This is a genomic window from Paenarthrobacter sp. Z7-10, from assembly GCF_026932795.1.
Lineage (GTDB): Bacteria > Actinomycetota > Actinomycetes > Actinomycetales > Micrococcaceae > Arthrobacter_M.
Genome location: NZ_JADPVH010000084.1, coordinates 1 through 10633, shown reverse-complemented (window position 1 = coordinate 10633; position 10633 = coordinate 1). Strand labels below are relative to the sequence as shown.

Sequence of the window (10633 nt, the reverse complement as noted above, 5' to 3'; positions counted from 1 at the left end):
GTTGGGCTCCCTCCCCGGGGGGAGCCCAACGGCGGGGCTGCGGTCTACTGCGCCGTGTCGGTCCAGCCTCCGCTGGCCGTCCCTGCCTCCGCGCCGTCCTCACACAACTGCCGTGCCACTGCCGCCGAAGAGCGCACCGCAGCGACGGCGTCCGCTTTCCCACTGGTGGCTGCCAGTCCGGCAGCGTATCCAACGATAAGAGTCGTAACCGGCCCCGCAGAGGGGCTGACCGACCGGGAGGCCTGCCCAGCCAGTTCAAGGATCAGTTTCTGGTCCACTTCGAAGTCTAAAATCTGCAGGGCTTGGGTAAGTTGCCGACTCCACTGGGTGAGCCGCGGCTCCTCGTCTGTCTGTTCGGTCATGGCGTTTCCCTGGTCGGTCATGGCGTCTCCTTTATGGTCTTGGGGCGTCCCTTTTCCCTCGGCCACCCCGCTGCGGCTCTCGCTCCCAAGGCATAGCACTGGTGGAGTCCGTGCACAACACCCTGGCGCATAGACCGGCCAGCCCAGAACGCGCCATCGTGCACGCGATCAACGCCACGATGCTCAGTACTGTACCCAGGATCCTCGGCAACGGGTCCCACCGGCTTCCGCATAGGATAAAGAGACTGTCCATACCGGCCCGGCAGGGGCCAAGTACCGGAGGAATCATGCCGCTGAAAGCATCCAGCACGTTATCCGCCACCGTCCAGCGCGTCACCGAGGTATTCACCGACGAAGCCTTCGTCCGCCACACCAGCGAGTCCGTGGGTGGAACACTGGAGTCCTTCGTCCGGGACGGAAATGTGCAGGGCGCGTTCAGTACGACGACGGTGCGCACGCTTCCCACCGACCGGCTGCCGGAGCTGGCCCGGAAGTTTGTCGGATCCTCGCTCACCGTCACCCAGCACGAGGACTGGTCCGTACCTGCCGCCGATGGTTCCCGGGAAGTCCAGGTCAAGCTCACGGTGAGCGGCGCTCCGCTGGATGTCACCGCCGTCGAACGCCTGACCCCGGACGACGGCGGCACGCGCGTTGATCTTGAGGGTGCCGTTCGTTCTTCCATCCCGTTCTTAGGCAACAAAATTGCCGACGCGGCGGAGCCAATGATTTCCAAGGCCTTAAAGCTGCAGACCAACGAGGCACGCGGCTGGCTCAGCAGTCACTCGGCCTGAGCACAGCGGCGCACAGAACCCGCGAATCCCGCACCACCACCATACCCGCCTGCCCGTCCCAGCCCACCTCTTGGAGTTCCCTTTCATGCAGCTGCCCGTTGCCCTGTCCGTCGTCCTTATCCTGGCCGGTCTGTGGTCCCTCATTGTCTGGCCGCCGTTCCTGCGCCGGGTGCTCAAGGATCCGCGCGCCCACGATCAGTGCGGCAAGGCCACCACCTTTCTCACCGTGCACGTGATGCTGGTCGGCATTTCCATGACGCTTGGACTGGCTACAGCGATCATCGGAATCCGCGCCTTGATCGGCTGAGCCGTGGTTGGCTGCTGATCTGCGCAGCGGCCACGATGGACAGCCTCCGGCGCCCGCCCATAGGGTGGAAGTGGCCGGAAAGGCCATCCGGAACTATCAGGAGGCGTCATGAGTGCAGATTCAGCAAAAGTTGTCGAAATCATCAACGGCACGAAGATCGGCATGTTCACCACCGTGGATGAATCCGGTGCGTTGGTCAGCCGTCCGCTCGCCGTCCAAGAGGTCAAGGACGACGGCGATTTGTGGTTCATCACGGACAAAGACACGTCCCAAGTGACTCAGCTGGCACGTCAGGGCAAGGTCAACGTTAGCTTTAGCAGCCGCAGCGAATGGGTCTCCGTCTCCGGAACCGCCACAGTTGTTCAGGACATGGCCAAGACCAAGGAACTCTGGAATCAGGTGGTGGAGGCCTGGTTCCCGGACGGCCCCGAAACGCCCGGCGTGGTCCTGATCCATGTGGAATCGGACTCCGCCGAATATTGGGACAGCCCCGGAGGCACCCTCGCCACAGTGATCAGCTGGGTCAAGTCCCGGGTGACCGGCAAGAGGATGGAAGCAGGCGAAAGCCACACCACGGAGCTCTGAGCCTCGTTCAGGCCTGGTCCTCTGGATGGATGCTGCGGGTTTCGGAGCGTTTGTTCCGGCGCCGGATCCAGTCGGAGACGTAAATCTTCGGCAGGATCTTGGCCACGGCCAAGGCAGCATACATAAGAGTGTTGATCGCCACCACCGCGGTCAGAATCGCGAACCATTCCGAGTGCACAATGGCGGCCGGAAACAGAATGCCGGTGGGAAGCAGACCCTGTGCGGTACTGATCACGATCCGGGCACCCGCGACGCCTCGACGGCAGGTTTGTGCAGAACGTGCTTCCACGTCGCTTGCCGGCCGACCGAGATATCCACAATGCCTTTGACGTAGACAAGGTTGAGGAACGTGTCGAAGAACAGCTCCGGGAAGACCGTGAGCGCCAGCAGACGTGCGTGCCAGCCGCCCTTCCAGACCGTCACCACTCGTTCAATGGAAAAGACAGCACCAAGTCCCAGCCAAAAGGGAAACCAGATCCAGCTGTCCAATGAGAGCACCATGACAAAGATCAACAGCAGGTAGGACGAAAGGGCTATCACGCCGTACCCGATGCCCAATTGCTGCAGCCAGTACCGCAGGGTCTGTGCCGTTACACCGTAGGCTCCGATGTTTTCCAAGGCTCCGCGCTGCCAGCGCAGGCGCTGTCCCCACAGCATCCGCCAAGTGGGCATCAACTCTGTCACCACCGTGCACTGGGCCGGGGAAACCATCAGTCCGCCAAGGGATTTTAAGGCGATGGTCAGCTCATTGTCTTCGGTTAAAGCTGCTGTGTCATAGACATCCCCGAGGGTTCCCGGCAATGATGTGCCGCGGTTTTCCGCCACCGTCCGCATGGCAGTCGGGCGGAATATCGAGGCAGTCCCGGTGAGCACGAAGACGCGTCCCCGCCGGCGGCGCAGTTCCCTGGCATAGCGGATGTACTCATTGCGCTGGAACTGGCCGATCAACCCGTGTCCGCCTTCACCATAGAACAGACCGCCGACGGCCATCAGGGCCCGGTCGGAGGTGAAGCGCGCAACCGCTTGTTCCAAAAACCCGTCGTCAAGCATGGTGTCCGCATCCATCACCATCAGGAGGTCATTGTTGCCGCGTTCGGGAAGCAACCGCTGGAGGGCTTGGTTCAGCGCCCCTGCTTTCTTCTTGGAATTGTCAACCGATTCCAGCACCTCGACTCCGCCTCGCTGCGCGACCTCCACGGTGGCATCGGTGCAGTTATCGGCTACCACGATGACCCGTTCCGGGCGGTGGGACTGGCTCAACAGGGAGGCAATCGTTCCGGCCAGCGACGCTTCCTCGTTATGTGCCGGAATGAGTACGGTGACCGTCACGGGGCCGTCGTAGACTCCCCTGGTGGCTGCCATGACCGTTTTCGGCGCGAGTGGAGTTCCGGGGTGCGCCGAACGACGCGACCGATTGGCGATCCGCCGGTCAATCAGGGCCACACCTGCGGCCAGGAGTACCGCCGCGCCGATCGCCTCCAGGACCACCCGGGGCGCGGGCGCGTCGGTGTCGTAGAAAACCTTCCAGATTCCGAAGACGAGGCCGGAACTGGGTGCTGCGCTTGCCGTGGGACCGGACGCTGCGACGGCCAACCAAAGCAATGCGGCTGCCGTCAACACTGCTGCCGCAATGACGATGCCTACGGCCCGCGCGAGCTTTCCCCTACCCATTTGGGCAATGGTACCAGCGGGGTGTGATGTAGATGACAGCTCAAAGTATGCACCGTCGGGCATTATTCTGCGGTCAGCGGTAGGCCCGGCGGCATCTGCCGCCGTTAAGACAACCCAAAACCGTGGGCTAGCATTGGGGGCTACGGGCAGAGTTTCAACTCCGCCCAACAGCACGACAGCGAACTGCGGACGTCACAACGACATTGCGTGCTGAAGCGGCGAGAATAATGAGGGCAAAAATGCGGTACCACCGGCCATACCGTCTGCAGGCCCGATCATGACCAGCGCTCCAGCGGACGTTCCGGAATCCGCGGCGCCCTCCGCAACCGGGTCGTCGTTGGATGCCATCAGGGTATGGCTTTCATCCGAAGGAATTATTAGGGTCAAGCTGCCCGAAAACGCCGCCATCACCGGTGAACAGGCAAGGACCGCGGGCGTGGCGGTCCGTTCTTTGGCCGAAGGACAACTTCATCCCCTCATTCTTGACCTGACCGGCGTGGACTCTGTAACAACCGAAGTGCGAAACGTTTATGCCAATTCCACGGTGGTCTCCGCTTTTGCCCTTTTGGGGGCAGGGCCCGTGGACCGGGTGATCGCGCACCATTTCCTCGGGGCCGAATCCGTTGGCGTGCCGGCGGAATTCTTCACCTCCGAGCCGGCAGCCATTTCCTGGCTTCAGGAGCAGTAAATGCCATCCGAGCTGCAGGATCATCGCATGGAAGCCTTGGTCGAGGGCATCGTACGCATCGCTGGAGGCGACCTTGGCGTGCGGATCGACAGATCAGCTGCCCGGGATGACATTGATGCCGTTATCACCGGAATCAACTTCATGGCCGAGGATCTGGAGACCATCTACCGGGATCTTGAACAGAGAGTAACTACCCGGACCGCCATGCTTCACGAAGCCCATGCCGCCATGGAGCAGATGGCTATGACCGACCAGCTGACAACTCTGCATAATCGCACGGCGCTGACGCGGCTCATCGGTCAGGCTTTGGCTGAAGCAGCCCGCGGCGAGTTGCCTCCCGCGTTGCTGCTGTTGGATCTTGATTCCTTCAAGATTATCAATGACACTCTGGGACACCTTGCCGGCGATGAGGTGCTCAAAAAAGTGTCGCAGCGTCTCCGTGAAGCGGTTCGGAACACGGATGCGGTGGCGCGTCTGGGAGGGGACGAATTCGCGGTGCTGCTTCCGGCCGCAACGATAAGCCAAGCAAAACGGGCGGCGAACCGCATTCTTAAGGCCGTCAGCGAGAGTATAGATTTGGGCGAACACACGGTGGCCTGCGGTACCAGCATCGGCATCCAATTGGCCCGCTCGGGCCAATCCGCCCAAGACCTCCTTCTTGAGGCGGACACCGCCCTCTACGCCGCTAAGACCGAAGGACGGGGCAACGTCAAGGTATTCGAAGCCGTCATGCTTCAGGCACGCCAACTACACAGCATGATGGCTACTGAGCTGCGCGACGCGGTCAGGGATGACCAGCTGATCCTCCACTATCAGCCCGTCGTCGAGCTTGCCACCGGGCGCATCGAAGGCGTCGAAGCCCTGGTTCGATGGAATCACCCCACCCGTGGCCTGCTCATGCCCGACGATTTTATTCCCATGGCGGAAGAAACTGGAATCATAGTCGAACTCGGGAAATGGGTTCTGGGTTCGGCGACGCGGCAACTCCGGCGGTGGCAGATCGACCCACAGCTCAACAGCGGTGGCTTCAATGTCCGGGTCAACCTTTCGGCCCACGAACTGCAGCGGCTGGAACTCGTCGATGACGTACGGGACACCCTGTCCGCGTCGGAAGTTCAAGCCTCGGATGTGATCATTGAAATCACGGAATCCGCCATTGTGACGGGGGACAATCTTGACCAGTACTCGTTGAACGGGTTGCGGAAAATGGGCGTCCGGCTGGAAATCGATGACTTCGGCACCGGCTATTCATCTATTCGCTACCTTCGCAGGCTCCCCGTTGACGTCGTCAAGGTGGACCGCTCCCTCATCGCGGACTTGGGGACGGATCCCCGTGAGGGTGAATTCGTTGCCGCCATCCTTGGGCTCATCAGGGCTGCGGGCCTAAAGGCTCTGGCGGAGGGCATCGAAACCGCCCAACAGGCCGAAGAGCTGACGAGGATGGGATGCTTGAGCGGACAGGGGTATTTCTTCAGCCGTCCGGTTCCGGCGGCGGAAATTACAGCCCTGCTCAAGGCCGGGCCGTACAAAATTCCGCATTCGTCCCAAACCTCGCAAAGCGACAGGTGCCCGAAACTTCCGCAAAAAGCGAATGGCCCGGGCACCTTGGCCGATCAATAAACAAGGTCAGACGACGGTGCCGGCGGTCAGCCGAGGGTGGCGCTGGAGTTCGGCCACCACCCGGCGGCAGGACTGGTTGCATTCGGCCACCATCCTGCGGCCACAGCGGTCCCAACGGATGTCGGGGAGCCGGCAGCGGATGCCGCTGATGCAGCCCCCAAACCGGTAACGGCTGCAAGTCCGACAAGCAACAAAGCGGCAGATAGTTTCTTCATAGGAACCCCTGGTTCGATAGTTGGAATGGAACTTCTGTGACACGGTTATTTTTACGTGTCCGCGCAAGAGTACTATCATTTCGCTGCTCCACCTACCCGAATGTGATCACGGGCTGCGGGCGTTTGCTAATGGATGGATAATGGGCGAATGGTTCCAGCAGAGGTCGGCAGTCCCTACATCCTTGCGGAATTCGATGCCCGCAGGCACCGGGAGAACCGCGACTACGTTCGAGCCGCATCGTTGGCCGCGGAAGCGGCCGAAACGGCGCGGACTCACGGGGACTGGGCGGGCTGGTGGAATATGACTTTCCTGCGCGGTGAATGCCTGCTTGAGGGCAACAACTACCCCGAGAGTGCACACGTCGCTTCCTTGCTGTCCGAACATGCTTTGGCCACCCGCCACCCGCAGCTGCGTGTCCGGGCGCTGACCTTACTGACCATCGCCCTGCAGGCGTCGGGGAAGCTCGACGAGGCCATCAGCGCGGCACGGACGGCCACCGCCGCCGTACCGGAGGGGGAAGATTCGATTGACCTCTGGGTCCACGCGCACCGTGCCCTGATAGGAGCCTGCGCCGAGAGCGGGCGCTTGGACGAAGCGTGGCAGGAATGCCTGATCCTCGCTGGCCTCATGAACGACATCGTGGATGACCAAACTGCAGGGAAGGCCTACTGGGTGATTGGCAATGTCGCCTTCCTCCGCAACGATCCGGGAAATGGTCAAAAATACCATGACATGGCTGCCGAGCTCTTTTCCCCAGGCAAGGATCTTGACCTGTGGGCGAAATTTAATAAGGCGTCAGCAGCCATGCGCCTGCGGTCCGAAATCGTCGACGAAAGCACCCTGCGCTGCATCGAACGGGCAGAACTGGCTGCCGAAGTGGTTGGCGGGAGCACGGAAGATGCCCTGCTGCTCGCCATGGCCAGGGCACATTGGTGCTACCTGACCGGAGACAGCCTTGGCGCGATCGCCGTCGTCGAGCCTGTCTACAGAAACGCGCACGCTCTGGCTGCCCAAAATGCGGCCGAGGCGTGCTTTCTTTTGGGCCAGTCTCTGCACGCGGTGGGAGACCACGACAAGTCCCGGCTGCGCCTGCAGGAGTCCGCGGACTACTTTCGTCAGGCCGGTGCGCCGGACCGTGAGGCTCGGGTGCTGAAGTTCCTTCAGGAGAAGTTCGACCTTGCCGAGTCGTGAACCTTGATCCGGCGCTTCGAAATCCTACTGGTCCTTGGAATTGCCCTGCAGCGTTTCCGAGCGCAGGAGCGCCCGCAAGCTGGTAACGACCCCCATCACATCGGATCCCAACCTGCCGGCAATCTCCCGGGCATCGGATAGTCGCTGCGCCTTCAGCGCCGCATCGATCCGGCGCAGATTAAACTCGAGCTGGCAGGCACCCGTCATCGCAGCCGAGGACGCCAGACTCAGCACCGACACGCGGGCTTCATCACAGGACTCTCCCTTGAGGGCTGTCACGATGTTCCGCCAGCGCTCGGGCAGCATCTCCATGAAGTTAACAGCGAAGCCAACCGCGCTTTCGCGCGACTCCAATTCATCCGCCAGCGAATCGAGTGCCGTCGGGTCGAGTACCATCAGGGCAGAAGCGCCTGAAGAGTCATCCGGATCAAGCACCATAGTTCCGCCTTCCGCTCGCACCAGTCGCACCAGCGGTCCTGATCACACGACTCTACTCTTCACCGCCCAGGCAGGCAGCACTCCCCAGCTGCCCCGCCCTCCCAACTACCTGTCAGCAGATGCACTCAAAAGGGCTTTTGAGTGCATCTGCTGCTACTTAGCTGCCCACGTGGATACCGGGCCGCAACGCGGGATCCTTCTCGTTCTCCCGAAGGATTTCGCGCACCACGGGCGCGGTGTCACCGCGTCCCAGGACGAGGTAGCGCAACAGATGCCCGATCGGGTTTCCCTCAGCCCATTCGAAGTAACAGTGCGGCCGCACCCCGGTACTGTCGCGCAGGCCCAGCAGGACGGCGGCGATGGCGTTCGGGACGGCCGGGCTTTTCACGCGCAGGACGCGGTGCCCACCGATGTCCAGACCGCGGACTCGCAGCACGTCGCTGAAGTCGGAGGGGTCGATCACGTCGACTTCCAGGAACAGTACGTCGGCACGGCCGGGGACCGGATTCATGCCCCGCTGCCCCGCTTCCTTGGCCTCGTATTCCTCCCGAGCCCCGCTCTGGCGCTGATTGGCCACCAGGTTCAGCGATCCGTCGTGCCGAAGGGATTCCGTGAGGAAGCGCCTCGCGTCGTCGTCGAACTCAATCCGATCCACCCGCAGCTCGGTGGTGCGGGAAATCCGCGAGACCAAGGAGATGACAATGATGGCCAGGATAAAGACGGCCGAAATCGCCAGGCCGTCGGGCTTTTCAATGACATTGGCAATGAGGGCGTAGAGCAGCACCAGGGTGAGTACGATGAAGGCTGTCCCGGCCCTCGGGCGCTGGCGCCGGAAACAGGAGATCGTGACGGCTACAGCCCCGGAAAACATCATCACCAGTATGCCCGTCGCGTAGGCGCCGGCCTGGGCGTTGACATCGGCGCGGAAAATAATGGTGATGGCGATGCTGACTGCGGTGTAAACCAGGACCACCGGTCGTACCGCCCTGCCCCATTCCGGAGCCATCCCGTAGGAAGGCAGGTATCGCGGAACAATGTTGATCAGGCCCGCCATGGCGGAGGCACCGGCGAACCAGAGGATCAGCACAGAACTGATGTCATAGACGCTGCCGAATCCATTGCCCAGTTTCTCATGGGCCAGATAGGCCAAGGCGCGGCCGCTGGCCTTTCCACCATCCTCGAACTCCCGCGCCGGAATGAGCACAGTGGTAATGAAGGAGGTGCTCAGCAGATACACACTCATGATCAGCGCGGCGGCGGTAAGGAGTTTGCGGGTGTTGCGCACCCTGGAAGCGAGCCGTTGCTCCGCGGTGGCGCCGCTGACCGCGACCAGCGGCATCATGCTCACACCCGTCTCGAAGCCGGAAAGTCCCAGAACCAGCAGGGGGAAGGCCACCACGGCCGGACCGATCACGGCTCCAATTCCACCGCCGCCGGAGGTCAATCGGTCGGTCCAGCCGCTGAGTGCACCGGGGGTGCTGAAGACGTCGGCGATGCCGACGGCGACGACCACGGCGTTCAGGAGCAAAAATACCGCTACGAGCGGGATGGCCACGCCAACAGCTTCATTGAACCCGAGCAAAAAGACTCCGCCCAAGATCAGCAGCAGCACCACGGTGATGGTCACGGCCTGGCCGTGCAGGGCTCCGGCCAGGTAGGGGTTCTGCAGGATCTGGACGGTGGCATCGGCGCTGGAGAGGGTAATCGTGATGATCCATGACGTCACGACGAAGCCCAGCAAGATCAAAACGAAGAACTTCCCACGCCAGAAGGGGAGCAGTTTCTCCAGCATCGCCACGGATCCCTGGCCATGTGGGCTCTCCTTCGCGACCCGCCGGTACATCGGCAGCATGCCCACCAGCGTCAGCAACACCACCAGCAGCGTGGCCAACGGCGACAGCGCTCCGGCGGCAAGGGCCGCGATGCCCGGCAGGTACGAAAGCGACGAAAAGTAGTCAACCCCGGTCAGGCACATCACCTTCCACCAGGAGTGGGTGGCGCCATGGCTTTCCCCCACCTCGGGGCCCACCGGCTGGACCCGGTTTGCCAGCAGCCATCGGCCCATCGTACTTCCGGATGATGGTGCCGCGGCCCGGATGTCTACTTGCGCCGGGACAGCGTATTCAGGGACTGCGCTCATAACTTCTCTTCCGACTATGATCCAGGGCCACCGCTTATCCTAGACAATTCCGTGCCTCGGTGTCCCCACCGCGACCGAAAGTCAGCTGCCGGAATGGGAGCCATCCTGCGCCGTGCTGCCAGATCCGCTGGACAGCCAGCCGGCACACTCGAACGCACCGGGACAGCACGGGGAACAGCACAAGGGCCGTGAGCCGCAACTGCGGTTCCCAAAGGAACAAGCGATCACGGTGCACGGCCCCCGTGGGCCTCCGTTCCAGCGGCAAAAAGTGCTGCTTGGACGAGGTCCCGACCAGATTTATTCCTTGCTTTAGGCCTTGGCCTTGCGGCGGAGCATGAACGTCGCACCCGCAGCCAGCATCAAACCGCCACCGGCAGCAACCATGCCCGCGTCAACACCCGTGGACGTGGCAGTGGTCGCGGCAGCGTTGACCACACCGGTTCCCGGAGCCCCACCGGGCATGGACGTCATCTGCGAGGCAACGAGCGTTCCACACAGTGCCGGAGACGTAGCAGCCAACGGCAGCGACGGAACCAGGTCACTCTTTTCCTTCTGCGCAGCAGCCGGCAGAGTCGCCGGATCCAGACCATGAACAACCACAACAGCGGTCCCGGCCTTCAACGA

The 10633-nt window shown here is 62.2% G+C and carries 11 protein-coding genes and 1 pseudogene; 6 read left to right on the top strand and 6 right to left on the bottom strand.

The window, feature by feature from the left end; genetic code table 11:
- Window positions 1–44: 44 nt before the first annotated feature.
- Entirely contained in the window at window positions 45–383 is a 339-nt protein-coding gene (locus IV498_RS17600) for a DUF6457 domain-containing protein (RefSeq protein ID WP_269048382.1), read from the bottom strand.
- A gap of 266 nt (window positions 384–649) precedes the next feature.
- On the opposite strand from IV498_RS17600, the gene IV498_RS17595 reads away from it, so the two are divergent.
- The 3 genes from IV498_RS17595 to IV498_RS17585 all read left to right on the top strand — a co-directional run bounded on the left by IV498_RS17595 (window position 650) and on the right by IV498_RS17585 (window position 2045).
- On the top strand, window positions 650–1153 hold the full coding sequence (locus tag IV498_RS17595; RefSeq protein ID WP_269048381.1) for a DUF2505 domain-containing protein: 504 nt from the start codon (window positions 650–652) through the stop codon (window positions 1151–1153).
- A gap of 85 nt (window positions 1154–1238) precedes the next feature.
- Window positions 1239–1460 carry an SCO4848 family membrane protein gene (locus tag IV498_RS17590; RefSeq protein WP_269048380.1) on the top strand — a complete coding sequence of 74 codons (222 nt, stop codon included), beginning with the start codon at window positions 1239–1241 and terminating at the stop codon, window positions 1458–1460.
- 108 nt (window positions 1461–1568) lie between these two features.
- Window positions 1569–2045: a pyridoxamine 5'-phosphate oxidase family protein gene (locus tag IV498_RS17585; RefSeq protein ID WP_269048379.1), complete on the top strand. Its 477-nt coding sequence runs from the start codon at window positions 1569–1571 to the stop codon at window positions 2043–2045.
- Between the two features lie 7 nt (window positions 2046–2052).
- On the opposite strand, the gene IV498_RS17580 is transcribed toward IV498_RS17585, so the two are convergent.
- Both IV498_RS17580 and IV498_RS17575 read right to left on the bottom strand, forming a co-directional pair.
- Complete coding sequence (locus tag IV498_RS17580; protein ID WP_269048378.1) at window positions 2053–2280, bottom strand: hypothetical protein; 228 nt, start codon at window positions 2278–2280, stop codon at window positions 2053–2055.
- On the bottom strand, window positions 2277–3716 hold the full coding sequence (locus IV498_RS17575) for a glycosyltransferase family 2 protein (RefSeq protein ID WP_269048377.1): 1440 nt from the start codon (window positions 3714–3716) through the stop codon (window positions 2277–2279). Before IV498_RS17575 ends, IV498_RS17580 begins: the two co-directional genes overlap by 4 nt.
- A 277-nt stretch (window positions 3717–3993) precedes the next feature.
- Between IV498_RS17575 and IV498_RS17570 the strand changes: the two genes are divergently transcribed.
- From IV498_RS17570 to IV498_RS17560, 3 genes are all read left to right on the top strand, one after another.
- Window positions 3994–4404 carry a DUF7793 family protein gene (locus IV498_RS17570; protein ID WP_269048376.1) on the top strand — a complete coding sequence of 137 codons (411 nt, stop codon included), beginning with the start codon at window positions 3994–3996 and terminating at the stop codon, window positions 4402–4404.
- Entirely contained in the window at window positions 4405–6024 is a 1620-nt protein-coding gene (locus IV498_RS17565; protein ID WP_269048375.1) for a putative bifunctional diguanylate cyclase/phosphodiesterase, read from the top strand.
- 363 nt (window positions 6025–6387) lie between these two features.
- A complete protein-coding gene (locus IV498_RS17560; RefSeq protein WP_269048374.1) occupies window positions 6388–7431 on the top strand; it encodes a hypothetical protein in 1044 nt (347 codons plus the stop codon).
- A gap of 24 nt (window positions 7432–7455) precedes the next feature.
- Here the strand turns inward: IV498_RS17560 and IV498_RS17555 are convergent, their stop codons facing one another.
- The 3 genes and pseudogenes from IV498_RS17555 to IV498_RS17545 all read right to left on the bottom strand — a co-directional run.
- Window positions 7456–7869, bottom strand: coding sequence for a hypothetical protein (locus tag IV498_RS17555; protein ID WP_269048373.1), 414 nt, complete (start codon window positions 7867–7869; stop codon window positions 7456–7458).
- Between the two features lie 157 nt (window positions 7870–8026).
- Window positions 8027–10009 (bottom strand): amino acid transporter, encoded by a 1983-nt coding sequence (locus IV498_RS17550; RefSeq protein ID WP_269048372.1) that lies wholly within the window; start codon window positions 10007–10009, stop codon window positions 8027–8029.
- 309 nt (window positions 10010–10318) lie between these two features.
- A pseudogene (locus IV498_RS17545) lies at window positions 10319–10633 on the bottom strand (hypothetical protein); the annotation flags it as partial.